The 26253-nt window shown below is 57.6% G+C and carries 22 protein-coding genes and 1 pseudogene; 12 read left to right on the forward strand and 11 right to left on the reverse strand.

The window, feature by feature from the left end; all coding sequences use genetic code 11:
• Positions 1 to 68: 68 nt before the first annotated feature.
• From A8O29_RS11770 to narI, 6 genes are all read left to right on the forward strand, one after another.
• Positions 69 to 644, forward strand: coding sequence for a TetR family transcriptional regulator (locus tag A8O29_RS11770; protein WP_174081314.1), 576 nt, complete (start codon positions 69 to 71; stop codon positions 642 to 644).
• 181 nt (positions 645 to 825) lie between these two features.
• Positions 826 to 2217: a NarK family nitrate/nitrite MFS transporter gene (locus A8O29_RS11775; protein WP_133459757.1), complete on the forward strand. Its 1392-nt coding sequence runs from the start codon at positions 826 to 828 to the stop codon at positions 2215 to 2217.
• A 59-nt stretch (positions 2218 to 2276) separates the two neighbouring features.
• Positions 2277 to 6017 (forward strand): nitrate reductase subunit alpha, encoded by a 3741-nt coding sequence (locus tag A8O29_RS11780; protein WP_174081315.1) that lies wholly within the window; start codon positions 2277 to 2279, stop codon positions 6015 to 6017.
• Positions 6014 to 7558: a nitrate reductase subunit beta gene (gene narH, locus A8O29_RS11785; RefSeq protein ID WP_125352363.1), complete on the forward strand. Its 1545-nt coding sequence runs from the start codon at positions 6014 to 6016 to the stop codon at positions 7556 to 7558. Before A8O29_RS11780 ends, narH begins: the two co-directional genes overlap by 4 nt.
• On the forward strand, positions 7558 to 8256 hold the full coding sequence (gene narJ, locus A8O29_RS11790) for a nitrate reductase molybdenum cofactor assembly chaperone (protein ID WP_125352361.1): 699 nt from the start codon (positions 7558 to 7560) through the stop codon (positions 8254 to 8256). Before narH ends, narJ begins: the two co-directional genes overlap by 1 nt.
• A complete protein-coding gene (gene narI, locus A8O29_RS11795) occupies positions 8253 to 8933 on the forward strand; it encodes a respiratory nitrate reductase subunit gamma (protein WP_125352359.1) in 681 nt (226 codons plus the stop codon). The genes narJ and narI overlap by 4 nt, the downstream gene beginning before the upstream one ends.
• Before the next feature lie 115 nt (positions 8934 to 9048).
• Here the strand turns inward: narI and nhoA are convergent, their stop codons facing one another.
• Entirely contained in the window at positions 9049 to 9894 is an 846-nt protein-coding gene (gene nhoA, locus A8O29_RS11800; protein WP_174081316.1) for an N-hydroxyarylamine O-acetyltransferase, read from the reverse strand.
• 152 nt (positions 9895 to 10046) lie between these two features.
• Here nhoA and A8O29_RS11805 point away from each other — a divergent pair, with 152 nt between their 5' ends.
• Positions 10047 to 10619, forward strand: a complete 573-nt coding sequence (locus tag A8O29_RS11805; protein ID WP_125352357.1) for a flavin reductase family protein — start codon at positions 10047 to 10049, stop codon at positions 10617 to 10619.
• Here A8O29_RS11805 and A8O29_RS11810 read toward each other — a convergent pair whose 3' ends face one another.
• Positions 10620 to 11600 carry an isopenicillin N synthase family dioxygenase gene (locus A8O29_RS11810; RefSeq protein WP_125352355.1) on the reverse strand — a complete coding sequence of 327 codons (981 nt, stop codon included), beginning with the start codon at positions 11598 to 11600 and terminating at the stop codon, positions 10620 to 10622.
• Between the two features lie 536 nt (positions 11601 to 12136).
• Between A8O29_RS11810 and A8O29_RS11815 the strand changes: the two genes are divergently transcribed.
• The 4 genes from A8O29_RS11815 to A8O29_RS11830 are packed head-to-tail and all read left to right on the forward strand — an operon-like array spanning position 12137 to position 16135.
• Complete coding sequence (locus tag A8O29_RS11815) at positions 12137 to 13099, forward strand: ABC transporter substrate-binding protein (RefSeq protein ID WP_246316672.1); 963 nt, start codon at positions 12137 to 12139, stop codon at positions 13097 to 13099.
• A gap of 9 nt (positions 13100 to 13108) precedes the next feature.
• Positions 13109 to 13927 carry an ABC transporter ATP-binding protein gene (locus tag A8O29_RS11820; protein WP_125352351.1) on the forward strand — a complete coding sequence of 273 codons (819 nt, stop codon included), beginning with the start codon at positions 13109 to 13111 and terminating at the stop codon, positions 13925 to 13927.
• Positions 13920 to 14714, forward strand: a complete 795-nt coding sequence (locus tag A8O29_RS11825) for an ABC transporter permease (RefSeq protein ID WP_125352349.1) — start codon at positions 13920 to 13922, stop codon at positions 14712 to 14714. The genes A8O29_RS11820 and A8O29_RS11825 overlap by 8 nt, the downstream gene beginning before the upstream one ends.
• Before the next feature lie 8 nt (positions 14715 to 14722).
• Positions 14723 to 16135: an amidohydrolase family protein gene (locus A8O29_RS11830; protein ID WP_125352347.1), complete on the forward strand. Its 1413-nt coding sequence runs from the start codon at positions 14723 to 14725 to the stop codon at positions 16133 to 16135.
• A gap of 158 nt (positions 16136 to 16293) precedes the next feature.
• On the opposite strand, the gene pptA is transcribed toward A8O29_RS11830, so the two are convergent.
• Together pptA and A8O29_RS11840 are read right to left on the reverse strand one after the other, a co-directional pair.
• Positions 16294 to 16524, reverse strand: a complete 231-nt coding sequence (gene pptA / locus A8O29_RS11835; protein WP_125352345.1) for a tautomerase PptA — start codon at positions 16522 to 16524, stop codon at positions 16294 to 16296.
• 47 nt (positions 16525 to 16571) lie between these two features.
• Positions 16572 to 17204 (reverse strand): glutathione S-transferase family protein, encoded by a 633-nt coding sequence (locus A8O29_RS11840; RefSeq protein ID WP_125352344.1) that lies wholly within the window; start codon positions 17202 to 17204, stop codon positions 16572 to 16574.
• A gap of 190 nt (positions 17205 to 17394) precedes the next feature.
• Here A8O29_RS11840 and uxuA point away from each other — a divergent pair, with 190 nt between their 5' ends.
• Positions 17395 to 18462 (forward strand): mannonate dehydratase, encoded by a 1068-nt coding sequence (gene uxuA, locus A8O29_RS11845; RefSeq protein WP_125352342.1) that lies wholly within the window; start codon positions 17395 to 17397, stop codon positions 18460 to 18462.
• Positions 18463 to 18539: 77 nt separating this feature from the next.
• Here uxuA and A8O29_RS11850 read toward each other — a convergent pair whose 3' ends face one another.
• The 7 genes and pseudogenes from A8O29_RS11850 to A8O29_RS11885 all read right to left on the reverse strand — a co-directional run bounded on the left by A8O29_RS11850 (position 18540) and on the right by A8O29_RS11885 (position 26095).
• Complete coding sequence (locus A8O29_RS11850) at positions 18540 to 19415, reverse strand: transporter substrate-binding domain-containing protein (protein ID WP_125352365.1); 876 nt, start codon at positions 19413 to 19415, stop codon at positions 18540 to 18542.
• Between the two features lie 20 nt (positions 19416 to 19435).
• Positions 19436 to 20212, reverse strand: a complete 777-nt coding sequence (locus tag A8O29_RS11855; protein WP_125352340.1) for an amino acid ABC transporter ATP-binding protein — start codon at positions 20210 to 20212, stop codon at positions 19436 to 19438.
• Positions 20196 to 21116, reverse strand: coding sequence for an amino acid ABC transporter permease (locus A8O29_RS11860; RefSeq protein WP_125352338.1), 921 nt, complete (start codon positions 21114 to 21116; stop codon positions 20196 to 20198). Before A8O29_RS11860 ends, A8O29_RS11855 begins: the two co-directional genes overlap by 17 nt.
• A 9-nt stretch (positions 21117 to 21125) precedes the next feature.
• Positions 21126 to 21635 (reverse strand): GNAT family N-acetyltransferase, encoded by a 510-nt coding sequence (locus tag A8O29_RS11865; RefSeq protein WP_125352336.1) that lies wholly within the window; start codon positions 21633 to 21635, stop codon positions 21126 to 21128.
• An 11-nt stretch (positions 21636 to 21646) separates the two neighbouring features.
• Positions 21647 to 23933, reverse strand: a pseudogene (locus A8O29_RS22740) (NtaA/DmoA family FMN-dependent monooxygenase).
• A gap of 42 nt (positions 23934 to 23975) precedes the next feature.
• A complete protein-coding gene (locus A8O29_RS11880; protein ID WP_125352330.1) occupies positions 23976 to 25097 on the reverse strand; it encodes an amidohydrolase in 1122 nt (373 codons plus the stop codon).
• Positions 25094 to 26095, reverse strand: a complete 1002-nt coding sequence (locus A8O29_RS11885; protein ID WP_125352328.1) for an MsnO8 family LLM class oxidoreductase — start codon at positions 26093 to 26095, stop codon at positions 25094 to 25096. Before A8O29_RS11885 ends, A8O29_RS11880 begins: the two co-directional genes overlap by 4 nt.
• Positions 26096 to 26253 lie beyond the last annotated feature (158 nt).

Below are 26253 nucleotides of genomic sequence, written 5' to 3' on the forward strand. Positions count from 1 at the left end.
TGCTTGAGAGTTGAACGCTTGTCCAGCTTTTTGTTATCATCACCGTATTACCGTCAGGGACCGAAACTATGAGCTATCTGAACCGGGAAGATCGTCGGGAATCCATCATGCAGGCTGCCATTCGCGTGGCGCTAGAAGAAGGGTTTACCGCCATGACCGTCCGTAATATCGCCAGCCGTGCGGGGATTGCCGCAGGCCAGGTCCACCATCACTTCACCTCGTCGGGCGAACTGAAATCACAGGCCTTTGTCAGGGTGATCCGCGAAATGATGGAACTCCCCCTGGTCGAGGAAAATGCCAGTTGGCGCGAACGCCTGTTTGCGTTGCTCGGCAGTGAAGATCGACGACTGGAGCCGTATATTCGCCTGTGGCGTCAGGCGCAGCTGTTGGCCGACAGCGACCCAGAAATTAAAGGGGCGTATCTGCTGACCATGTCAATGTGGCACGAAGAGGCCGTCAGGCTGATCGTGGCCGGTGAAAAAGCCGGTGAATTTACGCTGAGCGACAGCGCCAAAGATATCGCCTGGCGTTTAATCTCACTGGTCTGCGGATTGGACGGTATATATGTATTGGGCATGCCGGAAGTCGACGATGCCGCATTTAATCGTCATTTACACCGCGCCCTTGATCTCGAATTAGGCTAGTTTTTTTACAATTAGTAACACTTAAGCGCAGCTATATTCCAGGCCCATTCGCGGGGTTGCGCTTTTTTATCTATCCTTCATTCACATAACCCTAAAAAATCCTTACTTTTCGCGGAACATTACGTTCCGTCCGTCTCTTTTTGCTTATTTTTCATAACGTACTGGTGCAGACGAGGGCGATATGTCACAACAAGATGAGAAGAATAATCATTACCTCTTAAAAAACTGGAAGCCAGAAAACCCGCTGTTCTGGGAGAACAAAGGTAAAGGTATCGCCCGACGAAACCTTTGGATTTCCGTAGCCTGTCTGCTATTGGCCTTCTGCGTATGGATGTTATTCAGTGCCGTCAGCGTCAATCTCAATAAGGTCGGATTTAATTTCACCACCGACCAACTGTTTTTATTAACCGCCCTGCCATCTCTGTCCGGGGCAATATTACGCGTGCCCTACTCCTTTATGGTGCCTATATTTGGCGGTCGATACTGGACGGTATTAAGCACCATTATTCTGATTATTCCCTGCGTCTGGCTCGGCATTGCCATTCAGAATACTGCTACCCCGTATTGGGTATTTATTGTCATTGCGTTGTTGTGTGGATTTGCCGGGGCGAATTTCGCCTCGAGCATGGGGAATATCAGTTTCTTCTTCCCGAAAGCCCGACAAGGCAGCGCGCTTGGCATTAACGGCGGGCTGGGCAATCTCGGCGTCAGCGTGATGCAGCTCGCCGCACCGCTGGTCATTTTCCTGCCGATTTTCACCTTTCTCGGCGTGCACGGTGTGACGCAGGAAGACGGTTCAACGATGTGGCTCACCAACGCCGCCTGGATTTGGGCTCCGCTACTGCTGATTGCCACCCTCGCCGCCTGGTTCGGGATGAATGATATCGCCAGTTCCAAAGCGTCGATTGCCGAACAGCTGCCGGTGCTGGGCCGGATGCATACCTGGATCCTCGCTCTGCTGTATCTGGCCACCTTCGGCTCATTCATCGGTTTTTCCGCCGGGTTCGCCATGCTGGCAAAAACCCAGTTCCCCGACGTGAACATCCTCAAACTGGCATTCTTCGGGCCGTTCCTCGGCGCGCTGGCGCGTTCATTTGGCGGAATGATCTCCGATAAACTCGGCGGCGTGCGCGTGACGCTGATTAACTTCATTTTCATGGCTATTTTCAGCGCCCTGATTTTCCTCACCTTGCCAGGCGGCGGTTCGCCGGGCAACTTCCTCACTTTTTACCTCGTGTTCATGGGCCTGTTCCTGACCGCCGGACTCGGTAGCGGCTCAACCTTCCAGATGATTGCGGTCATTTTCCGCAAAATCACCATCGATCGCGTCAAAGCCAAAGGTGGCAGCGACGAACAGGCGCAGCAGGAGGCGGTCACCGATACCGCGGCCGCACTGGGCTTTATCTCCGCCATCGGTGCGGTCGGCGGGTTCTTCATTCCGAAAGCCTTCGGCACGTCGCTGGCCATGACCGGTTCTCCGGTCGGCGCGATGAAAATCTTTTTGGTGTTCTACATCGTTTGCGTGGTGGTGACGTGGCTGGTCTACGGTCGCCGCCAGCCTTCCGCTAAATAATCATAACAATGTGAGCCCCCTAACCACGGGCCAGCCCTGGCCCCGTCAGGAGAAATGTCATGAGTAAGCTACTGGACAGGTTTCGCTACTTTAAGCAAAAAGAGGAAACCTTCGCGAACGGTCACGGCCAGGTGTACAACACCAACCGCGACTGGGAAGACAGTTATCGCCAGCGCTGGCAGTTCGACAAAATCGTGCGCTCCACACACGGGGTGAACTGCACCGGCTCCTGTAGCTGGAAAATCTACGTAAAAAACGGGCTGGTGACCTGGGAAACCCAGCAAACCGATTACCCGCGAACCCGTCCCGATTTACCCAACCACGAACCGCGCGGCTGCCCACGCGGGGCCAGCTACTCCTGGTATCTCTACAGCGCCAACCGGCTGAAATACCCGCTGATCCGCAAAAGCCTGATCGCCTTCTGGCGCGAGGCGTTGGAACAGCATCCCGACCCGGTTCACGCCTGGGATTCCATCATGCAGGACCCGGTCAAGTGCCTGAAGTACAAACAGGCACGTGGCCACGGCGGGTTTGTGCGCTCCAACTGGAACGAGCTGAATACGCTGATTGCGGCGGCCAACGTCTGGACCATCAAAAATTACGGCCCGGATCGCGTGGCGGGTTTCTCGCCCATCCCGGCGATGTCGATGGTTTCTTACGCCGCAGGCACGCGCTATCTGTCGCTGCTCGGCGGCACCTGTCTAAGTTTCTATGACTGGTATTGCGATTTACCGCCCGCCTCACCAATGACCTGGGGCGAGCAAACAGACGTGCCGGAATCCGCCGACTGGTATAACTCGTCGTACATCATCGCCTGGGGCTCGAACGTGCCACAGACGCGTACCCCGGATGCGCATTTCTTTACTGAAGTGCGCTACAAAGGCACCAAAACCATCGCCATCACGCCAGATTTCTCGGAAGTGGCAAAACTCAGCGACCAGTGGCTGGCGCCAAAACAGGGCACCGACAGCGCGCTGGCCATGGCGATGGGCCACGTCATGCTGCGCGAGTTTCATCTCGATAATCCGAGCGATTATTTCATCAACTACTGTCGCCGCTACACCGACATGCCGATGCTGGTGCAGCTCGAGGCGCGGGAAGACGGGAGCTACGTCCCAGGCCGGATGCTGCGCGCGTCAGACCTGGTTGATAACCTCGGCGAAAGCAATAATCCGCAGTGGAAAACTGTCGCCTTCACTACCGCAGGTGACCTGGTGGTGCCTAACGGCGCGATCGGTTTCCGTTGGGGCGAACAGGGAAAATGGAATCTCGAATCAATTGCCGCAGGCGCTGAAACCGAACTGCAACTGACGTTGCTCGGGAATCACGACCGCATCGTCGGCGTCGCCTTCCCCTATTTTGGCGGCAACGAAAACCCGCATTTCCGCAGCGTGAAACAGGACCCGATTCTGGTGCGTCAGTTGCCCGTTAAGCAGCTGACGTTTGCCGACGGCGGCGCAGGTTTGGTAGTCAGCGTCTACGATCTGATTTTGGCGAATTACGGTCTCGACCGCGGGCTGGACGATCCGCTTTCAGCCAAAGATTACAGCGAAATCAAAGCCTACACCCCGGCGTGGGCGGAGCAAATCACTGGCGTGCCGCAGTATCACATCGCGCAAATCGCCCGTGAATTTGCCGACACCGCGCACAAAACGCACGGCCGTTCGATGATAATCCTCGGGGCTGGGGTCAACCACTGGTATCACATGGACATGAACTACCGGGGGATGATCAACATGCTGGTATTCTGCGGCTGCGTCGGGCAAAGCGGCGGTGGCTGGGCGCACTATGTCGGCCAGGAAAAACTGCGCCCGCAAACGGGCTGGCTGCCGCTGGCGTTCGCGCTGGACTGGAACCGCCCGCCACGCCAGATGAACAGCACCTCGTATTTCTACAATCACTCCAGCCAGTGGCGTTATGAAAAACTCACCGCCAAAGAGCTGCTCTCCCCGCTGGCCGACGCCAGTCAATTCACCGGACATCTGATCGACTTCAACGTTCGCGCTGAACGCATGGGCTGGCTGCCGTCCGCGCCGCAGCTCAATCTGAATCCTTTAAGCATCAAAGAGAAGGCCGATGCCGCGGGTGTAACGCCAGCCGATTACACCGCGCAGGCGTTGAAATCCGGCGATATCCGCATGGCCTGCGAACAGCCTGACAGCGGAAACAACCACCCGCGCAATCTGTTTGTCTGGCGCTCCAATCTGCTCGGCTCATCGGGTAAAGGTCATGAGTATTTACTCAAATACCTGCTCGGCACCGAGAGCGGTATTCAGGGTGAAGCCCTCGGTGAAAGTGATGACGTGAAGCCGGAAGAAGTCGAGTGGCAAACCGCTGCCATTGAAGGCAAGCTCGACCTGCTGGTGACGCTCGATTTCAGGATGTCGAGCACCTGCCTGTTCTCCGATATCGTCCTGCCGACCGCCACCTGGTATGAAAAAGACGACATGAATACCTCGGATATGCATCCGTTTATTCATCCGCTGTCGGCGGCGGTCGATCCGGCCTGGGAGGCGCGCAGCGACTGGGAAATTTACAAAGGCATCGCCAAAGTCTTCTCGAAGGTGTGCGTCGGTCATCTGGGTACCGAAACCGACGTAGTGCTGCAACCGCTGATGCACGATTCTCCAGCCGAACTGTCGCAGCCGTTTGACGTTGCCGACTGGCGCAAAGGGGAATGCGAATACGTGCCGGGCAAAACCGGGCCGGGCATTGCGGTGGTGGAACGCGATTACCCGGCGACCTATGAACGCTTTACCTCGCTCGGACCGTTGATGGACAAACTCGGCAACGGCGGGAAAGGCATTTCGTGGAACACCGATACTGAAATTGAGTTCCTCGGCAAACTGAATTACGTAAAAGCCGACGGCCCGGCGAAAGGCCGCCCGCGCATCGAAACCGCCATTGACGCGTCGGAGGTGATCCTCGCCCTCGCCCCGGAAACCAACGGCCAGGTGGCGGTCAAAGCCTGGCAGGCGTTGAGCAAAATCACCGGACGCGAACACGCGCATCTGGCGCTGAACAAAGAAGACGAAAAAATCCGCTTCCGCGATATCGTCGCCCAGCCGCGCAAAATCATCTCCAGCCCGACGTGGTCCGGCCTCGAGAGCGAACACGTCTCCTACAACGCAGGCTACACCAACGTTCACGAACTGATTCCGTGGCGCACCCTGTCCGGTCGCCAGCAGTTGTATCAGGATCACAAGTGGATGCGTGCGTTTGGTGAAAGCCTGGTGGCGTATCGCCCGCCGATCGACACCCGCAGCGTCAGCCATATGAACACCATTCCGCCGAACGGATTCCCGGAAAAAGCACTCAACTTCCTGACGCCACACCAGAAATGGGGCATTCACTCCACCTACAGCGAAAACCTGTTAATGCTGACGCTGTCGCGCGGCGGGCCGATTGTCTGGCTCAGCGAAACCGACGCCAAAGAGCTGGGCATTGAGGATAACGACTGGATTGAAGCCTTCAACGCCAACGGCGCCCTCACCGCCCGCGCGGTGGTCAGCCAGCGCATTCCCCCCGGTATGACCATGATGTACCACGCTCAGGAACGCATCATGAATATTCCGGGCTCTGAAGTGACCGGCCGACGCGGCGGCATTCACAACTCCGTGACCCGCATTTGCCCTAAACCCACGCACATGATTGGCGGTTACGCCCAGCTGGCGTGGAGCTTTAACTATTACGGCACCGTCGGCTCCAACCGCGATGAGTTCATCATGATCCGCAAAATGAAGAACATTAACTGGCTAGATGACGAAGGCAACGATCAGGTCCAGGAGGCGAAAAAATGAAAATCCGTTCTCAGGTTGGCATGGTTCTCAATCTCGACAAATGCATCGGCTGTCACACCTGCTCCGTGACCTGTAAAAACGTCTGGACCGGCCGCGAAGGCATGGAATACGCGTGGTTCAATAACGTCGAAACCAAGCCCGGCATCGGTTATCCGAAAAACTGGGAAGATCAGGAACAATGGGAAGGCGGATGGATCCGCGGGATCAGCGGCAAACTCACGCCGCGCCTCGGTGGACGTCTTGCCCTGATGGCGAAAATCTTCGCCAACCCGGTGCTGCCGTCGATTGACGATTATTACGAGCCGTTCACCTACGATTATCAGGATTTGCATCGCGCGCCGGAAGGTAAGCATCTGCCCACTGCCCGCCCGCGTTCGCTTATCAGCGGCGAACGCATCAATAAAATCGAATGGGGCCCGAACTGGGAGGAACTGCTCGGCGGCGAATTTGAAAAACGCGCCAAAGACAAGAACTTCGAAAACATGCAAAAGGAAATGTATGGCCAGTTCGAAAACACCTTCATGATGTACCTCCCACGCCTGTGCGAGCACTGTCTGAACCCAAGCTGTGTGGCGACCTGCCCGTCAGGTGCCATCTACAAACGCGAAGAAGACGGCATTGTGCTTATCGACCAGGACAAATGCCGGGGCTGGCGCATGTGCATCAGCGGCTGTCCGTACAAAAAAATCTACTTCAACTGGAAAAGCGGCAAGTCAGAAAAATGCACGTTCTGCTATCCGCGCATTGAATCCGGCCAGCCAACAGTTTGTTCAGAAACCTGCGTTGGGCGCATTCGCTATCTCGGCGTGCTGCTGTACGACGCCGACCGCATTGAAGAAGCTGCCAGCACTGAACATGTGACCGATCTGTATGAGCGCCAGTGCGACGTGTTCCTCAACCCGAACGACCCGGCGGTGATTGAAGAAGCCGTCAAACAGGGCATTCCGCAGAACGTGATTGAGGCCGCGCAGCAGTCGCCGGTGTACAAACTGGCGATGGAATGGCAGCTCGCCCTGCCGTTACACCCGGAATACCGTACCTTGCCGATGGTCTGGTACGTGCCGCCGCTGTCACCGATTCAGTCCGTCGCCGACGCGGGTGCGCTGCCGCATAACGGCAATATTCTGCCGTCGGTCGAAAGCCTGCGCATTCCGGTCCAGTATCTCGCTAACCTGCTGGCGGCGGGCGACACAGGCCCGGTGCTGCGCGCGTTGAAACGCATGATGGCGATGCGCCACTACAAACGCTCGCAAACGGTGGAAGGCGTGACCGACACCCGCGCGCTGGAAGAGACCGGCCTGACCGTGGAACAGGTGGAAGAGATGTACCGCTATCTCGCCATCGCCAACTACGAAGACCGTTTCGTGATCCCAACCAGCCACCGCGAAATGGCGAAAGAAGCCTTCCCGGAACGTAACGGCTGCGGGTTCACCTTCGGCGATGGCTGCCACGGCTCCGACACCAAGTTCAACCTGTTCAACAGCAAACGCATCGACGCCATCGACGTTTCCGGCGTGCGTCAGCATGGGGAGGGAGAATAATGCCGATTCTGAAGCTGATTGCGCTGTTGCTGGAATACCCGGACGCGCTGCTGTGGGACAATCGCGACGACGCACAGGCGCTGGTGATGCAGGATGCACCCACGCTGGCGCCGTGGGTGGAAACGTATCTCAGCGCCCCACTGCTCGACCAGCAGGAGCTGTGGTGCGACCTGTTTGAGCGCGGCAGTTCCATGTCACTGCTGCTGTTCGAACACGTGCACGGCGAATCCCGCGATCGTGGTCAGGCGATGGTGGATTTAATGGCGCAATACGAACAGGCGGGTTTGCAGCTCGACTGCCGCGAACTGCCGGACCATCTGCCGTTGTATCTGGAGTTTCTCAGCACCCGCTCGCCGGAGGAAGCCCGCGAAGGCTTGCAGAACGTCGCCCCGATTCTGGCGCTGCTCGGCGGCAGGCTTAAAGAACGTCAGTCAAACTACTATCAGCTGTTCGACACCCTGTTGTTGCTGGCTAATAGTCCGTTGAGAAGTGACAGCGTCACTCCACAAGTGAAAGCCGAACCGCGGGATGACACCCGACAGGCGCTGGACGCAGTGTGGGAGGAGGAACAGGTGAAGTTTATCGAGGACAATGCCACTTCCGCCTGCGACAGTTCCCCGCTGCAAAGTTATCAGAAACGTTTTAGCCAGGACGTTGCGCCGCAGTACGTCGACGTCCGTTCCGGAGGCCCCAAATGAGCCACTTCTTTGACGTCTTCTTTTACGATATTTACCCCTACATCTGCGGCTCGGTGTTTATCATCGGCAGCTGGCTACGCTACGACTACGGGCAATATACCTGGCGCGCGGGTTCAAGCCAGATGCTCGATAAACGCGGGATGGTGCTGTGGTCGAACATGTTCCACATCGGCATCCTCGGAGTCTTTTTCGGCCACGCATTTGGGATGCTAACCCCGCACTGGATGTACGAATCGTTCCTGCCTATTTCGGTGAAGCAGCAAATGGCGATGATCCTCGGCGGGGCGTGCGGCGTACTGACGCTAATTGGCGGGGCAGGCTTACTGATTCGTCGGCTGTTTAATCCCCGCGTTCGCGCCACGTCGACGACTGCCGATATCCTGATCCTCAGTATTTTACTGATTCAGTGCATTTTGGGCCTGTCGACGATTCCGTTCTCGGCGCAGCACCCGGACGGCAGCGAAATGATGAAACTGGTCGGCTGGGCGCAATCGGTAGTGACCTTCCAGGGCGGCGCGTCTAAGCATCTCGCGGGGGTCGCGCTGGTGTATCGCGTCCATCTGGCGCTGGGAATGACCATTTTCCTGCTGTTCCCGTTCACCCGTCTGGTGCACGTGTGGAGCGCCCCGGTGGAATATTTCACGCGGCGATATCAGATTGTGCGGTCTCGGCGCTGATTAGTTAACTTCCGCGCTGTCTTTTCCCCCTCACCCCGGACTGTACACCCTCAGGGAGAGGGAGAAAAACGCGAGCTCCGGCGGGCAGTAGGCCACAGGGGAACGTGGAGTTCCCCTACTTCCCAGCCTCACCATGCATATCAAACGCTGCCATCACCGCGGCTAAATCCGCCAGCGTAAAGCCATTTTTCGGGTCGTCGACGCCCTCGCCGAATTTATCCTGCAACAGCAAATACAAGCTTTCGACATCCGGTAAATGGATTGACTCGACGGTATGCCCGTCCTGCTGATGGGTAAAATGGAAGTTGGTCAGCGTCAGTTTGCCGCCGTCTGGCAAGTGGCGGCACATCAGCAGATGATGGCGGAAATGCGACTGCGGCCAGTGTGCCGACCAGAAATTCCCCGCCACGTAATCAGAGAAATACTGCGGCACCAAATCGAAGTGGTACATCGACTGCCAGCGGTCGTGGTGACGGAACTGCAGAATCCAGTCATTGCCTTCGTTCAGCAGACGATAAACGCCGTGCGGCGTGTTTTGCTCTTTGTTTGCATGAAGTTGAATCGGCGCCGTCAGCGTTTGTCCGCCAAAGCCCACGTCGGCAATCCAGCGCTCACCGGCTAAATCAATCACCAGCAATCGGTGTGTACGCGGCGGCATCTGCGGCGGATTCGACAGCACCACGCGCCCCAGCACGCTGCGCACATCAAACCCGATTTCACGCAGCACGCGTTCAAACAGGCCGTTTTGCTCGAAGCAGTAACCGCCGCGACGGGCGTGGATGAGCTTATCTTCCAGAGACTGATCGTCGAGCTGGATTTCGCGCGGCAGCAATACGTCCAGATTCTCAAACGGAATGGTGCAGTTATGCCGCAAATGCAGCGCACGCAGGGTGTCGATATCAACAGCGACAGGAGAATTCCAGTTCAGACGGGCAAAATACGCGGTTAAAAATGGGCTCATACGGCCTCCATGCTTGAGATATAAACTGTTTATAACGTATTTTTTTCAGCTGACTGGCGTTTTTGTGCGGTGATTTTTTTCCGTTTGTGCGCGACCGCTATTTTCCGCAGCCGGAACACGCTTAAATGCAGCAAACAACCTGGAGAATTGCTATGAGCCGTTTTCGCCCTGTGGAATTAAAACATGCCAGCCGCCTGCTCAATCATGGGCCAACCGTGTTGATCACCAGCTACGACGAGAGCGTTGACCGGCGCAATATCATGGCTGCCGCCTGGTCGATGCCGGTGGAGTTTGAGCCGCCGCGTATCGCTATCGTGGTCGATAAAAGCGCCTGGTCGCGCGAACTTATCGAGCGCAGCGGAAAATTCGGCATCGTCATCCCCGCCGTGGATGCGGCGAACTGGACCTACGCCGTCGGCAGCGTCAGCGGGCGTGATGAGGATAAATTCAACTGTTACGGTATTCCGGTCGAGCACGGTCCGGTGCTTGGCCTGCCGGTTGTCGAAGAGAAATGCCTGGCGTGGATGGAGTGTAAACTGCTGCCCGCGACGGCAGCGCAGGAGAAATACGACACGCTGTTTGGCGAAGTGGTAGCGGCTGCCGCTGATGAACAGGCGTTCGTCGCCGGACGCTGGCTGTTCAACGGCGATCGCCGCAATACGCTGCATCATCTCGGCGCTGGCACCTTTGTCACCAGCGGCCGGATGATTAAAGCCGCGGAGTAATTAATATTTGCCGGAGAAATTGGCGCTAATGCGCTGTGCCAGATAGTCCCGGGCGGTGATTAGCGGGTACTTTTTGTCCGGCCCTTCAATCACCACATCTTCATTGGCCTGGCAGAAAAACGCCAGGCTGTAACGCGCCGCCACCGATTCGCCCGGCAGCGGGCTGCGCACGCGGTGGAAGTTCGACGGCAGCTGGTCATCGCTCCAGCGCATCAGCATATCGCCGATATTGCAGGTAATCAGCCCTTCCAGCGGCGCGATAGACGTCCAGCTTTGTGTTTCCAACTCTTTCCCCGGACAGACCTGCAAACCGCCCTGTCCCGCCTGCTGAAACAGCAGCGTCAGGCAGTCAAAATCAGTGTGCGCCCCGGCACGCCACGGGCCGTCCGCTTCCCCGGTCAGCGCGAAATAGTGCAGCATTCGCAGTGTGCTCTGGTAGGTCTCTTTGGACGGGTCATGCGCCTGACTGAAAAACGCCTCCGGGAAGCCCATTTTCAGCGCGAAGCAGGAAAGCAGCTTCATGCCCACGGCCCAGCACTGACTTTCAAACGCCAGTACTGCCTCGCGAAAACCGGGCAGCGTGTCTTCGTCTGGCCACAGGCCTGACATGCGCGGACGCGTCACCTGATACGACTCTTTTTGATCGGGCTTACCCGTAGACGGCCTGATCTGCGCCCGGTATTCCCAGCCCGCGTTGCGATTAAGCGGATAGCGCCCCTTTACTTCCTGTGGCAGCGCAAAGAATTGCTCCGCACGGGCAAACGCGGCGTTGATATCCTCCAGCGGAATGCCGTGGCCGGAGACCTGGAAGAAACCAATTTCGGTCGACGCCTGCCACAACTCATCGGCGATTGAAGCCTTACGCTGGTCAAAATCAGACAGGTCGATAATGCGCACTTCGCGGTTTGTTTCCTGACCGCGAGCGCCCATACGGGATTCTTTGGTGAGTTCATGCATGGCGAAAGTCGAAGTGCTGTTCATAGGGAAACCTCGTTAACGTAACGTCACAGAGGACCTGCCGTGGAGCGGTGCTCAACCAGCGGACAGGTCGCGGCATCGTCGGTAAAGACGACTGAGCAATGACCCACCGGCTGAGTTCCCGGCTGACAGCTTCTACTCAGGCTGACTCAAGCAATGCCCGTGCCAGGCTGTGAACCCTTACGATTTCAGTGAGGTAGAGATGCGCGCAAACGGCGAATGCACGCCCGATGTGCAGCGGTGAAACTTTTTGCCACATGGTTGTGCAACGTTGGCCTGCATGAAACAACAATTTCAGCGGGTGTCGCCGCAAATGCAGCGGATAATCCGTTAATTCAAGGCATTGCGAATAATTAGCGCGAATGGCACGCCGTTTGCTACATCGCAAACAGAGTATAAGCGGTCAGCGTGGCAGCACGTGGGACATTGCTCTACAGCCTCGGCTGTACCTCGTCAGGGGGCGGCGCATTGCGTCGTGAGCATCGCTTAGCCCCCGACAGACCGTGTACAACGTTTTGATTTGGGGGTCTTTTATGTCAATGTCGTCCGTTCGTCTGCTCACCCTGTGCGCCACACTCAGCGCAACGTCCCTCTCCTTCGCGGCCGATAAACTGGTCCTCCAGACCACCTGGGTTGCCCAGGCGGAACAAGGCGGCTATTACCAGGCCGTCGCGGCGGGGATCTACAAAAAATACGGTCTCAACGTCGAAGTGCGCTCCGGCGGCCCGCAGCTCAACAACATGACCTTACTGTTGGCCAACCGTGCCGACGTTATCGTCAGCTACGATTTGCAGGTGCTGAAAGGCGTGGAGCAGAACTTCCCGCTGAAAGCCATCGCCGCGCCGTTCCAGTTCGACCCGCAGGGGATCCTCACCCACAGCAACGTCAATTCGCTCGACGACCTGAAAGGCAAAACCGTGCTGGTGTCTGCCAGCGGTCAGGCCAGTTGGTGGCCATGGCTGAAGAGTCAGTACAAGCTCGAAGACAGCCAGGTGCGCCCGTACACCTTCAACATGCAGCCTTTCCTGGCGGATACAAACACCGTTCAGCAGGCGTATGCCACTTCCGAAGTGCAGCAGGCGAAAGCCGCCCAGCCGGACAGCAAATTCTGGCTGTTCGCCGAGCACGGCTACCCGGCGTACGGCGGCATTCTGGTCACGCGCAACAACTTACTGGCCGAGAAACCGGACGTCATGAAGCGCTTTGTCGAAGCCTCGATGGAAGGCTGGAAAGCCTATCTGGCGGACCCTACGATTGGCAATCAGCTGATCAAGAAAGAGAACCCGCAGATGACCGACGCGGTGCTGGCTTTTGGCGTGGCGCAGATGAAAACCCTGCATTTGATTGACGGCGGCGACGCGTCGAATAAAGGCCTCGGCGTGATGACCGACAAACGCTGGCAGGCCACGCGCAACTTTATGGTCAGCGCCGGGTTGCTGAACAAAGACACCGATTACAAAGCCGCGTACACCACGCAATTCTATCCGCAGGCCGCGATGTAAGGAGGCGCTATGCTTCACGTCTTACCGTTTGAGCCGCCGGGTGCGGTGCAGCAAAACGAGGAGCCGCGCTTTCTGATGGCGCGCGGCGTTGAAAAAGTGTGGCCAAACGGCACCGTCGCGCTGGAGCGTCTGAATCTGAACATTGGCCGCGGCGAACTGGTGTCGCTGCTCGGCCCATCGGGCTGTGGCAAAAGTACGCTGCTGAAAATGTTCGCCGGGCTGGAACAGCCCAGCGCCGGGATGCTGCGCTGGAACGGTCAGCCGTCACTGGCGCAGCAGTGCCAGATGGCGATGGTATTTCAGGAAGCCACGCTGATGCCCTGGGCGACCATCGAGGAAAATGTACGTCTTCCGTTGAGCCTGCGCGGCGTCGGTAAAAAGGAAAGCACGCCGCAGGTGATGCAGGCGCTGCTGGCGGTCGGGCTGGAAAACTTCCTGCACGCCCGTCCGCGCGAACTTTCCGGCGGGATGCAAATGCGCGTGGCGCTGGCCCGGGCGCTGGTGATCGCCCCGGATCTGCTATTGATGGACGAGCCGTTCGGCGCGCTGGATGAATTTACCCGCCACAAGCTCGACGCCGATATTCGTGCGCTGTGGAGCCGTCGCAATCTGACGGTGCTGTTTGTCACTCACAGCATTTATGAAGCGGTCTGGCTTTCGTCGCGCGTGATCGTGATGGGTGCACGTCCTGGGCGCGTCATTGCCGATATCGAAATAGACGGTCCCGCCGTGCGCGATGCGGCGTTTCGGACCTCACCTGCATTCATTCGCCAGGTGGCGCAACTTTCCGACTTACTCGAACAGGCCAGCGGAGGCGTGCATGACTAAACCCCTGATTCAGTATCCGCAGGTCCAGCGCGCGCTGTGGCCGCTGCTGGTGCTGATTATTCTGCTCGCGGTCTGGGAAATCGGCTTCCGTCAGTTCGCGGTACCGATCTACCTGGCACCTAAACCCAGCGATATCGCTGTCACCCTGTATCAACAGCACTCCGCGCTTTTTGGCAGCCTGCTGGTCACGCTGAAAGTCACCCTGCTGGCGTTTCTGCTGGCGGTGATGATCGGCACGCTGATTGCATTTCTTTGTGTGCAAAGCCGGGTGATTGAATCGTGCCTGATGCCGTGGGCGATCCTGTTTCAGGTCACGCCGGTGGTGGCGATCGCCCCGTTGGTGATCATCTGGATCCACAACACCACCCTGGCGCTGGTGGTCTGCGCGATGCTGGTGGCGGTATTCCCGGTTCTGACCAACACCACACTCGGCCTGCGCAGCGTCAATCCTGGCCTGCTGAATCTGTTTTACATCAATCAGGCCAGCCGCTGGCAGGTGCTGATGCGCCTGCGCGTACCGAACGCGTTGCCCTATTTCTTCAGCGGATTACGCATTTCTTGCGGGCTGGCGCTGATTGGCGCAGTGGTGGCGGAATTTGTCGCCGGAACCGGCGGCTCCGGTGCCGGGCTGGCGTGGCAGATTTTACAGGCTGGTTTTCAGCTCAACCTGCCACTGATGTTCGCCGCCCTGTTCCTGATCACCTGCACCGGCCTTGCGCTGTGGGTGCTGATGTCATTAATCACCCGACTGTGCCTGCGCGGCTGGCACGACAGTGAACTGGCCTGAGGATAACCATGAGCACGCTACTGATTAAAGGCTGTACCGCCATTCTGACCGGGAACCGCGAAACACCGCGCAGTACCGGGACCGACATTCGCGTGGCCGACGGGCGAATCGCCGCCATCGGGACGCTGACGCCAAACGCCGATGAGCGAGTGATTGATGCCCGCGACTGCGTGGCGTACCCGGGTTGGGTGAATACGCATCATCACCTTTTCCAGTCGCTGCTCAAGGGCGAACCGCAAGGGCTCAACCAAAGCCTCAGCGCCTGGCTGGCCTCAACGCCCTACCGTTTTCGTGGCGCGTTTGATGCCGAGACGTTTCGCCTCGCCGCGCGGATTGGGCTGGTGGAATTAGTCCGTTCCGGCTGCACCACGGTGGCCGATCATCACTATCTGTACTGGCCGGGAATGCCGTTCGACGGGGCCGCCATTTTGTTTGAGGAAGCGCAGGCGCTCGGCGTGCGGTTCGTGCTGTGCCGGGGCGGAGCAACGCAAACGCGCGGTCTGGAAAGCGCGTTACCGACGGCCTTGCGCCCAGAACGTTTTGACGACTGGATGCAGGACGTCGAACGACTCGCCGGGCAGTTTCACCAGCCGCAGTCGGATGCGATGCGTCGCGTCGTGATGGCCCCGACCACCACGTTGCACTCGACCACCGCGCAGGAACTGCGGGAAAGCGCGCGGCTGGCGCGGGCGCTGGGCCTGCGTTTACACAGCCATCTGTCGGAAACGGTCGATTATCTCGATGCGTCACGGGCGAAATTCGGCATGACGCCGCTGCAGTTTTGCGCCGAACAGGACTGGATCGGCGATGACGTGTGGTTCGCGCATCTGGTGAAACTGCTGCCGGAAGAAATTGCCCTGCTCGGTGCCAGCGGCAGCGGGATCGCTCACTGTCCACAAAGTAACGCCCGGCTCGGGAGCGGCATCGCGGATATCGTTGCCCTGGAACAGGCTGGGGTAAAAATCTCCATCGGCGTGGACGGCGCGGCCTCCAACGAAGCCGCCGATATGCAAAGTGAAACCCACGCCGCCTGGCAACTACAGCGCGCACGCAAAGGGATGCTCGCCCGTCCGCGCTATGACGGCGGCACTTTCGAAGGCGGCGGCGATGCGGCCACCATAGAGGATGTGATCCGCTGGGGAACGTCCGGCGGCGCGGCGGTGCTTGGGCTCGATACCGGGGAATTACGCCCAGGGATGCCTGCGGATATCGCGCTGTATCAGCTCGACGACCCGCGCTATTTCGGTTTACACGATGTGGCAATCGGCCCGGTGGCCTGTGGCGGGCGTGCGACGCTGAAAGCGCTGCTGTGTCAGGGAAAAGTGATTGTCGAAAACGACGTGATTGCAGGGCTGGATTTGCGCGAGCTGGGCGCTCAGGCGGCGGAAGCGGTAAAACGGCTTCAGCAACGTGCGGGTTAATCGTGCCCGATGGCGCTAGCGCTTATCGTGCCTACAAAACAGAGGCTCGACGCTTGGGCTTATCGGGCCATCAAAACGGGGGGTCGGTGCCTGGGTTTATCGGGACGACGTTTGTAGGCCCGGCAAGTGTAGCGCCGCCGGGCATTTGGGGCTAATTCTTACAGACTGTAACCGGGCTTTTTCAGCAGCGTATCGAGCTGCGGACCAATCTCTTTATCCCAGACCTGCGCTTTCCAGTCGGCTTCTGCCACCTGTTCCAGACCGACGCTGATTGCGCCGTCTTTACTGCCCAGATGACGGGTAATGGCGGCGGCGATATCTGCGGCCAGCGCCTCTTTTTGTTCGTCGTTCAGGTCACGGGGAAAACATTTAATGGCTACATGCGGCATGGTGGTCTCCTTATTGTGTTCCCTAAAACTATCATCTTCTCAGCGGCTTAATTAGCGTTTTGTGCAGTTAAGATGTCGTTCGCGATCAGGACGCGGTGCAGTTCTTCACGCTTTTCGATGTGGTCTGCAATGGCGCTCAGCCGCGGGCAGTTCTCGGCAAACCACGCGGCGCGCGGGCCCCAGGTGCGTATCACCACGATGTAGGCATCGAGCAACGTGACGTTGTCACCGAGCGCATACGGCCCCACTAGCTGTTTATCCAGCCACTGATACAGCGTTTTTCGGTAAGCAATACAGCTATTTTGCAGCTGTTCCGGGGCGTCGGGCGTAAAGCGTTCCGGGTAATCGGCATAGGTAAACGTCGGATAGACGTTCGCCACCAGCCACACCAGCAGGCGCTGAAACAGCGTGCGCTGCGGCGAGCCAACGGGCGGTGCCAGTTCGGGGTGATGGTCGAGGATCATCAATGCAATCGCGGCGGATTCGGTCATCACGCTGCCATCGTCCAGCCGCAGGGTCGGCACCTGACACAGCGGGTTGATTTGCGCCAGCACGTCATGCTGCGGGCCGGGATTATCAAAACCATTCACGTCGACAAAATGGTACGGCATCTCAGCCATCGTCAACATCACTTCGCTGATTGCCGAGCCCCAGCCCGGCACGCCATAGAGCGTTAACATACGTTTGCCTCCCATTGATGCAGAAACAAAAGTATGGACCAGATTCCTGCATAAGGTTTTGGACGCGTCAATGGCGACGTCCCCCGCTTCATCGGTCCGTTTTGTGATTGATGTCGGAAAACGCATCCTGAAAAGCCTTTAGCATAGATACTAGTATGGCAGTTAGACTTCAGCTAAAGGTGTGATGAACATGCAAATGACAATGCGCTGGTTTGGGCCAGCAGAAGATAAGATTCCCCTGGAACACATCCGTCAGGTGCCAGGCGTAGAAGGGATTGTGGGGGCGTTGTACGATGTTCCCGTGGGCGAAGTCTGGCCAAAAGATAAAATCCATGCGCTGGCCTCTCAGGCGCGTGAAGCGGGTCTGAAGCTGGAAGTGATTGAAAGCATGAATATTCACGATGAGATCAAAATCGGTAGCCCAGGGCGCGACCGGTATATCGCAAATTATCAGGCTACTATCCGCAATCTGGCTGAGATTGGCATTAAAGTCATCTGCTACAACTTCATGCCAGTCTTTGACTGGATGAAGACGGATATGAACTATGTCTTACCGGATGGCTCTCTGACGATGGCTTTCGAAAAGAAAGGCATCGACAAAAGTCTGGAAGATGTTGTTAAGGATGTTCTCGATAATTCAAACGGTTTCGCCCTGCCCGGTTGGGAGCCAGAACGTCTGGCTAAAGTGCAGGAGCTGTTTGCGCAATACAAAGACGTTGATGACGACAAATTACGTGAAAATCTTGTCTATTTCCTGAAAGCTATCATCCCGGTCTGTGAAGAAGTCGGGATTAAAATGGCAATTCACCCCGACGATCCTCCCTATTCCATCTTCGGGCTGCCGCGGGTCGTGAAAAATCGTGACGATCTGGATTGGCTGTGCAATGCGGTGGACTCAGAAGCCAACGGGATTACGTTATGCACCGGCTCCATTGCCGAAGATCCTGATAATAACGTTTACGACATTCTGGCTGAATTTACGCAACGTAAACGTATTCATTTTGCCCACGTGCGAAATATCAAGATCATCAAAAATAAAGATTTTTACGAATCAGCGCACTTATCGCAATACGGTTCGCTGGATATGTTCAAAGTGATGAAGGCGCTGCATGATAATGGCTTTGATGGCTATATCCGCCCTGACCACGGACGCTTTATTTGGGGTGAAACTGGCCGTCCCGGATATGGTTTATACGATCGGGCTTTAGGGGTCACCTATCTCCTGGGTCTGTGGGAAGCGCTCGAAAAACAGCATTAATCTTACGCCGGCTATCCAGCCGGCACTGATTAAAAATTACCTCACAGCATTTTTTTCTGCACGCCGGTGGCCCGCATTTAGGGATAAGTGATCCCCGGCGGGTTCACTTCGGATTGCGCCACGCCTTCATCGCCTTCTCCCCAGCGCGCCAGAATATGCTGCACCTCACCCCGGGCAATACCGCCATTCAGTGCGGCTTGCAGGGCATACACCAGCTGATTCCCTTTTTTGGTGGTGGTCGCCACATATGCTTTTTTCGGCCCCAAACCGACGACGGTGGTTTTCCCGCTCAGCGCCGCTTTATAAGCCGAAACGGACTGCGGCCCGAAGAACACATCGGCGCGCCCGGACTGAATATACAGATTGGCGGAGGCGTCATCGGTCAGATACACCGGCAACGCGGTCGCACGCCCTGCCTTTTCGTTTTCAGCATTCCAGCCGAGTAAAATGCGTTCCTGATTGGTGCCTGAACCGACGATCACCTTCTTGCCGGAGAGATCTGCCGGGCCCTTCACCGTCGTTATCGGGCTGCCCGTTTTCACCGAAAATGCCAGCGAATCGACGCGATAGGTCGCAAAATCAAACTTCTCTTTGCGCTGCTCAGTGACCGCAATGTTCACCAGCGCCACGTCATAACGCCCAGAAGTAATGCCGAGCGGCCAGTCTTCCCACGCCGTCGGCACCAGTTTCAGCTTTAAACCCAGACTCCCCGCCAGCAGTCGGGCGATATCCGGGTCACTGCCGATCCGCGTGCGGTTATCGCTGGCCAGCAGCGCCAACGGCGGTGAGTTAAGCGCAGAAATCGCCACCGTCAGCGTGCCCGGTTCAACAAACTTATAGCTGGCGGGGATCTTCGCGATCGCCGCCTCATCACGCACCACCGGCAACGGTTGCTCATTGGCGTGCAAATCAATGCTTCCCGCCGCCAACGCGCTCCCGGAGAACAGCACCATGCCAAAAATCGTCCCACGAATCATGACAACACCTTTGATAAAAATTGTCGGGTACGTGGATGCTGCGGGCGATTCAGGACCGCGTCGCTTTCGCCCTGCTCCACGATTTTGCCGTCGACCATAAAGACCACCTGGTCCGCCACTTCCCGCGCAAAACCAATCTCATGGGTCACCACCACCAGCGTGGTACCGGAACGGGCCAGTTTTTTGATTACGTCCAGAACCTCGCCCACCAGTTCCGGGTCCAAGGCCGACGTCGGTTCATCAAACAACATCACCCGCGGATTGAGCGTCAGCGCCCGCGCAATGGCAATGCGCTGCTGCTGCCCACCGGACAAATGGCGCGACCAGGCATCGGCCTTATTGCGCAGGCCGACCACGTCCAGTAGCGCATAAGCGCGTTCCGTGGCCTGTTTTTTGCTGAGCTGGCGGTGCGCAACCGGCGCTTCAATCAGGTTTTCCAGCACCGTCATGTGCGGGAACAGATTGAAATTCTGGAACACATAGCCGACGTTCACGCGCTGGCGAAGGATCTCTTTCTCTTTCAACTCGTACAGCTTATCGCCCTGACGGCGATAGCCGATGTAGTCCCCGTCAATCTGGATAAAGCCTTCGTCGACGCGCTCCAGATGATTAATGGTGCGCAACAGGGTCGATTTTCCCGAGCCAGACGGACCCAAAATCACCGTCACCGTGCCGGGTGGGATCTCCAGTGACACGTTATCCAGCGCCTTATGGCGACCGAAAAATTTACTGACGCCAGTAATCGAAATATGGCCTTCAGGAGAGTTGAGCATGAGCAGCCTCCGGGGTTGGTGTGGCGGTAGAGACCGCGGCGCGACTGCGGTTGCTGTTCACGGCGGAGCGGCGTTCACTCTTCGCCAGCGCCCGTTCAACCAAATACTGAATGGCGGAGAGGAAACTGGTGATCACCAGGTACCACACTGCGCCCACCATCAACAGCGGAATGACTTCCTGCGTGCGGTTGTAGATCATCTGGATGGTGTAAAACAGCTCCGGCATCGCCAGCACATACACCATCGCGGTACCTTTTGCGAGGCTGATAATTTCGTTGAAACCGGACGGCAAAATGGTGCGCAGCGCCTGCGGTAAAATGATGCGCAGCGTGCGTCGCCAGGCGGGTAAACCGAGCGCCGACGCGGCTTCATACTGCCCGTGATCGACCCCAAGAAAACCACCGCGAATGATTTCAGCCGTGTAGGCGCTCTGCACCAGGGTCAGACCCACCACCGCCGTCGAAAACTGGCCGAGCACGTTAATGGTCTGGTAACTGGCCCACGTAATCCCGGTAAACGGAATGCCGACTGACAGCGTGTCGTAGAGATACGAAAAGTTGTACAGCACGATCAGCACCACGATCAGCGGCAACGAGCGGAACAGCCAGATGTACGCCCACGCCAGGCTGCTGAGCAACCATGAGGACGACAACCGGCACAGCGCCAGCAGGCCACCAAAAATCACGCTGAGCACCGTGCCAAGCAGCGTTAACAGCAGCGTTTGTCCGAGCCCCTCCAGAATCACCGGGTCGAAGAACCAGCGGGCAAACACGGCCCATTCCCAGCGCGGATTAAAGGCCACCGACTGCACCACAATGGCCAGTACCAGTAGGGCCACGCCCGCCCCGACGATGCGCAGCGGATAACGCGCGGGCACCACTTTGATGGTTTCGTTGCTCTTCATCGTCACTCCTCAGGCACTTTTGCTGAGCACCGGCAACGCCAGCGCTTTGGTGAACCGAAGTCGGCCGTCAAACGGCGGACGGCTGTACTCTTCCGGGTCGCGCTCTATATCGAACTGCGGCTGGTAGCCCTGGCTGAGATACAAACGCACCGCTTCCGGCTGGCGAAAACCGGTGGTCAGATACGTCTGCACGTAGCCCGCAAGCTGTGCCCGCCGTTCCAGTTCGGCCACCACGCGCCCGGCAAGCCCTTGCTGACGCAGCGATTTGTCGGTCCAGATGCGCTTAATTTCCGCCGTTTGGGCGTCATACGGTTTGTACGCCCCGGTGGCAATAATTGTGCCGTCGCGCTCCAGCACAATGAACAATCCTTGCGGCGCGAGATACCACTCGGTCAGCTCAACTTCCGCATCACGCGAAAAGTAGTCGCCATAGCGCGCGGCATATTCCGCGAACAGGCCGTCTAAAATCGGCTCCAGTTCGGCATCTTCCGGGGAAACATCACGAAAGCGTTCAGTCATGGTCAGGCTCCTCAGTCGCCGAGTCCGGCAGGGTTGAGTTCAGATTGCGGAATGCGCTCCACGCCTTCGCCCCAGCGGTTCAGCACTTTGTCGTAGTCGCCGTTCTGGATGACGCCGTTCAGCGCGGTTTGTACCGGTTCAGCTAAACCGCTGCCTTTTTTCAGCGTCACGGCGATGTGCGCCGCCTTCGGCCAACCGCCGTCGACGCTGCCGACTAGCTGTGTTTTTCCATTCAGTGCGGCTTTCCACGCGCCAATCACGTTCGGGCCAAAAAAGGCATCAGCGCGCCCGGACTGCAGCGCCAGGGTTTGTGCCGCATCGTCTTTGGTATAAACCGGGATAAACGGTTTTAAGCCCTTTTTGACGTTTTCCGCGTTCCACGCCAGCAGGATGGCTTCCTGGTTGGTGCCGGAACCGACGATAATCCGCAGCCCGGCGATATCTTCCGCTTTCTCAATCTTGCCAATTGAGCTGCCCGATTTAACGTAGAAACCCAGTGAATCCTTGCGATAGGTGGCGAAATCAAACTTCTCTTTACGTTCTTTAGTCACCGTAATATTGCTGACCGCGGCATCATATTTTCCCGACGCCACGCCGAGCGGCCAGTCTTCCCAGGAGGTCACCACCACGTTGAGCTGCAACCCGAGGCTGTCGGCGACCAGACGGGCGATATCCACTTCGCTGCCGAGCAGGGTTTTGTTGTCATCGGAAAACACGGTCAGCGGCGGCTGATTCAGGCCCGCCACCGCAACGGTGAATTTGCCCGGTACCGCCGGTTTAAAGCCCGCGGGCAGCTGGGCTATCGCCGACGGATTCTTGTCAGTATTCACCGGCATTTTATTGGCCTCGACACTGACGCCAGTGCCGTTAATGGTGACATCACTGGCCTGCGCCAGCCCGGAAAATGCCAGCGCGATAGCCAGCAGCAACGATGATTTTTGCATGGTGAAGTCTCTGTTATTGTTCTGTGAACAGTTCTGGCGATTATTGTGTGAACTGATTAACGGGCAGCGTCAGCCCGAGACTTTCGCGGAGCGTGGTGCCCGGGTAGTCCTGACGGAACAGGCCGCGCGCCTGCAACACCGGCACTACGCGGTCAACAAAGCGCGGGAAGGTATCCGGCGTGCCACCCTGAATGATGAAACCGTCGGCGGCGTAGCTGTCGAACCACAGCTGTAAGGCGTCGGCGACCTCTTCCGGCGTGCCGGAAAAGCGTGGGCGAGGACTGGCTGCTTCCAGCGCCACCTGTCGCAGGGTTAATCCGCGTACGCGCGCATTGCGTTTGATTTCATCGGTGGTGCTGCGGAAACTGTTCTGCCCGAGGTCACCCAGTTCAGGGAAAGATTCATCCAGCGGATACTGGCTGAAATCGTGGTGCTCGAAATAACGCCCGAGATAATTCAGCGCGTCTTCCACTGACACCAGCGCGGCGGTGGTCTGATACTGGTGCTCCACATCGTCGGCATCGTCCCCGACAATCACGCTCACGCCCTGGAAAATATGCAATTCATCAGCCCGACGACCGTGAACTTCGAGCTGGCTTTTCACATCGCGATAAAAGTCCTGCGCTTCTGCCAGAGATTCATGATGCGTGAAAATAGCGTCTGCGTGGGTGGCGGCTAATTTCTTGCCGTCATCCGACGCACCCGCCTGGAATATAATCGGCCTACCTTGCGGCGTGCGACCAATATTCAGCGGCCCGGCGACCTGGAAAAAATCACCGCGATGATCGAGAGTGTGCAATTTTGCCGCATCGAAGAATTGTCCGCTGGCTTTGTTACGCACAAACGCATCGTCTTCCCAGGAATCCCACAGCCCTTTCACCACCTGCAAATATTCATCGGCGATGCGATAGCGCAGCGCGTGCTCGGGGTGTTGCGCACGTGAAAAGTTCTTCGCTGAACCTTCCAGCGGCGACGTCACCACGTTCCAGCCCGCACGGCCGTTACTCAGATGGTCGAGGCTGGCGAACTGACGGGCGGTAATAAACGGCTCGCTGTAAGACGTCGACAGCGTGCCGACCAGACCGAGGTGCTGCGTCACGCTCGCCAGTGCCGATAAGACGGTCAGCGGCTCAAAGCGATTTAAAAAATGAGGGATCGACTTTTCGTTGATATACAGCCCGTCTGCAACAAAAATAAAGTCCAGCTTGCCCTGCTCCGCTTTTAATGCCGTCTGTTTCACGAACTCAAAATTAATACTGGCGTCGGCCTGCGCTGCCGGATGGCGCCAGGCAGACATATTTCCCGACGCACCATGTAATATCGTGCCAAGCCGTAATTGCCGTGCTGTAGACATAATGACTCCTTACCCTGCCGGTAATATAAATTGAGAATGAAATTAAAGGTGCTGTAAGGCTTTTTCTGCCAGCGTTGCGAAATAATGCGCCGCCGGGACGATCAGTTTTTCATCCGGATTAAACGCCGGATGGTGCAAACCAAATTCACTGGCGCTGCCGATACTGACGAAGGCGCCGGGCGTCTGCTGTAAATACACCGCAAAATCCTCACCGCCCATGTGTAAATCTGCGATGGCGGTGTGATAGCCCACCTCGTCGGCCACGGTGGTGGCGAATTCGGCCCATTCGGCGGTATTCACCAGCGCAGTTGGCCCCGCGTGCCAGATAACGTCGATTTGCGATCGGAACGCGCCAGCAAACCCGGCGGCAATTTCGCTCACTCGCGCTTTAACCTGTTGCTGAACGTCGGTGCGATGGGTGCGCAGCGTACCTTCCAGCTCGACGTTTTCCGGCAGCACGTTCCAGGTATTACCGCCCTGAATGCGCGTCACGCTCAGTACCAACGAATCCAGAGTGTTTACCTCGCGGCTGGCAACACTTTGCAGGGCGTTCACCAACTGGCTGGCGAGCAGGATCGCATCCTGTCCTTCATGAGGGCGGGCTGCGTGGGCGCCCTTTCCGTGCACCCGCACCACGAAACGATCTACGTTGGCGTAGAACGCACCGCCGCGGGTGGCAAAGGCGCCCACTGGCAGCCCGGGTTCGTTATGCATACCGAAAATGGCGGAAACACCTTCCAGCGCGCCCGCGCGGATCAGCGTTTTTGCGCCGCCAAAACTCTCTTCGGCAGGCTGAAACAGAATACGTACTCGCCCCGCTAACTCCGCTTCGCGGGCTTTGAGCAGCAGCGCCGCGCCCAGCATCACGCTGGTGTGAACGTCATGCCCACAAGCGTGCATCACCCCTGCATTTTGTGAACGGAACGCCACGTCGGCCGCTTCTTCAATCGGCAGCGCGTCGATATCTGCACGCAGCGCAACCACTTTCTCGCCCTGCCCAATCTCAACCACCAAGCCGGTTTTCAACGCATACGGCAGAATCGTCAGCCCGGCGCTTTGCAGCCAGTCGCGAATGCGCGCGGTGGTCGCCACTTCCTGCAAAGACAGTTCCGGGAACTGATGCAGTTCACGCCGCCAGGTAATCAGCTGTTGTTCTAAGCTCATGACAGCACCTCCGCGCGGTTAAGTTCTTCGGCGAGCAGGCGCAATGACGCCAGGCGGGAAGCCCCCTCAGCCACTGGCGTATCGATAATAAATTCATCGATGCCAAAGGTGTCATGCAGGATATCGAGCTGGTCATGGACCTGGCGCGCGGTACCGGCAATCACCGCCGATTCACGGCGCACAATTTCCACCGCCGGGCTGCCCGCCTGATGTGCAAAAGCGTCGGCCTGCTGCTGGCTGGCCACCGACACGCGCTGACCGTTTTCCAGCCGCACGCCCCAGACTTCCACCTGCGCGGCCAGTTTCGCGGCCTGTGCCGCATCTGCCGCGACGATCACCTGTACGGCGACTATCGCATCCCGCAGGCTGCGGTCGCGCCAGCGGGTCAGCACGTCACGGAGCAAATTTTTATCGCCGTTGAGGTGCGCCGCAAAAACAAAGTTCCAGTCCAGTCGGGCGGCCAGCTCTGCGCTTTCAAGACTCGCGCCCAGCAGAAAACCGTCCGGACGCTGCGGTGGAACAGGCGTCGCCAGTACTGCATCGGCGCTTTCCGCACGCGTCAGCGATAGCCAGTTGTCCAGTTGCGCGAGCTGATCAGCGAACGTTCCCTTCTGCTGCGGATCGACGCCCTGCTGCAACGCGCGAGTAGAGTGCGGCAGGCCGCCAGGCGCTTTGCCGACGCCGAGATCAACACGCCCCGGAGCCAATGACGCCAGTAGATTGAAGTTTTCCGCCACTTTGTACGGGCTGTAGTGTTGTAGCATCACGCCCCCGGACCCGATACGGATACGGCTCGTCTGCCCGAGCAGCCAGCCAATGACCACCTCTGGAGACGGGCTCGCCAGCTGCGGCGTATTATGGTGCTCCGCAATCCATAAACGGTGATAGCCCCAGGCATCAGCCTGTTGCGCCAGTGTTAAGGTGTGTGCCAGTGCCTGAGATGCGGTCTCGCCATCTGCCAGTGGGCTTTTATCCAGAATACTGATTCGATAAGACATGTCGCAGGCTCTTGATGAGGAACATGTCTGCATTATTAGAAGGGGTTGATGCGCGTGAGAAACAATTTATTTACATTTGCTCAGCACAAAATTAGATATCAGTGGCGAGTTGTTGCCCTTAATTTCGCAATAAGAGCGTCAGTATCGGCCTGATTTCG

Origin of the sequence: Scandinavium goeteborgense (genome assembly GCF_003935895.2) — a bacterium.
Lineage (GTDB): Bacteria > Pseudomonadota > Gammaproteobacteria > Enterobacterales > Enterobacteriaceae > Scandinavium > Scandinavium goeteborgense.

What these genes read in the sequence shown, in the direction of transcription:
- A8O29_RS11865 (WP_125352336.1), bottom strand. Translation starts at nt 21,635, where the DNA reads ATGACTGAACGCTTTCGTGATGTTTCCCCGGAAGATGCCGAACTGGAG.
- A8O29_RS11775 (WP_133459757.1), top strand. Translation starts at nt 826, where the DNA reads ATGTCACAACAAGATGAGAAGAATAATCATTACCTCTTAAAAAACTGG.
- A8O29_RS11885 (WP_125352328.1), bottom strand. Translation starts at nt 26,095, where the DNA reads ATGTCTTATCGAATCAGTATTCTGGATAAAAGCCCACTGGCAGATGGC.
- narH (WP_125352363.1), top strand. Translation starts at nt 6,014, where the DNA reads ATGAAAATCCGTTCTCAGGTTGGCATGGTTCTCAATCTCGACAAATGC.
- A8O29_RS11780 (WP_174081315.1), top strand. Translation starts at nt 2,277, where the DNA reads ATGAGTAAGCTACTGGACAGGTTTCGCTACTTTAAGCAAAAAGAGGAA.
- A8O29_RS11830 (WP_125352347.1), top strand. Translation starts at nt 14,723, where the DNA reads ATGAGCACGCTACTGATTAAAGGCTGTACCGCCATTCTGACCGGGAAC.
- A8O29_RS11850 (WP_125352365.1), bottom strand. Translation starts at nt 19,415, where the DNA reads ATGGTGCTGTTCTCCGGGAGCGCGTTGGCGGCGGGAAGCATTGATTTG.
- A8O29_RS11815 (WP_246316672.1), top strand. Translation starts at nt 12,137, where the DNA reads ATGTCGTCCGTTCGTCTGCTCACCCTGTGCGCCACACTCAGCGCAACG.
- A8O29_RS11825 (WP_125352349.1), top strand. Translation starts at nt 13,920, where the DNA reads ATGACTAAACCCCTGATTCAGTATCCGCAGGTCCAGCGCGCGCTGTGG.
- A8O29_RS11820 (WP_125352351.1), top strand. Translation starts at nt 13,109, where the DNA reads ATGCTTCACGTCTTACCGTTTGAGCCGCCGGGTGCGGTGCAGCAAAAC.
- narJ (WP_125352361.1), top strand. Translation starts at nt 7,558, where the DNA reads ATGCCGATTCTGAAGCTGATTGCGCTGTTGCTGGAATACCCGGACGCG.
- narI (WP_125352359.1), top strand. Translation starts at nt 8,253, where the DNA reads ATGAGCCACTTCTTTGACGTCTTCTTTTACGATATTTACCCCTACATC.
- A8O29_RS11860 (WP_125352338.1), bottom strand. Translation starts at nt 21,116, where the DNA reads ATGAAGAGCAACGAAACCATCAAAGTGGTGCCCGCGCGTTATCCGCTG.
- A8O29_RS11840 (WP_125352344.1), bottom strand. Translation starts at nt 17,204, where the DNA reads ATGTTAACGCTCTATGGCGTGCCGGGCTGGGGCTCGGCAATCAGCGAA.
- A8O29_RS11880 (WP_125352330.1), bottom strand. Translation starts at nt 25,097, where the DNA reads ATGAGCTTAGAACAACAGCTGATTACCTGGCGGCGTGAACTGCATCAG.
- A8O29_RS11805 (WP_125352357.1), top strand. Translation starts at nt 10,047, where the DNA reads ATGAGCCGTTTTCGCCCTGTGGAATTAAAACATGCCAGCCGCCTGCTC.
- A8O29_RS11855 (WP_125352340.1), bottom strand. Translation starts at nt 20,212, where the DNA reads ATGCTCAACTCTCCTGAAGGCCATATTTCGATTACTGGCGTCAGTAAA.
- A8O29_RS11770 (WP_174081314.1), top strand. Translation starts at nt 69, where the DNA reads ATGAGCTATCTGAACCGGGAAGATCGTCGGGAATCCATCATGCAGGCT.
- nhoA (WP_174081316.1), bottom strand. Translation starts at nt 9,894, where the DNA reads ATGAGCCCATTTTTAACCGCGTATTTTGCCCGTCTGAACTGGAATTCT.
- pptA (WP_125352345.1), bottom strand. Translation starts at nt 16,524, where the DNA reads ATGCCGCATGTAGCCATTAAATGTTTTCCCCGTGACCTGAACGACGAA.
- uxuA (WP_125352342.1), top strand. Translation starts at nt 17,395, where the DNA reads ATGCAAATGACAATGCGCTGGTTTGGGCCAGCAGAAGATAAGATTCCC.
- A8O29_RS11810 (WP_125352355.1), bottom strand. Translation starts at nt 11,600, where the DNA reads ATGAACAGCACTTCGACTTTCGCCATGCATGAACTCACCAAAGAATCC.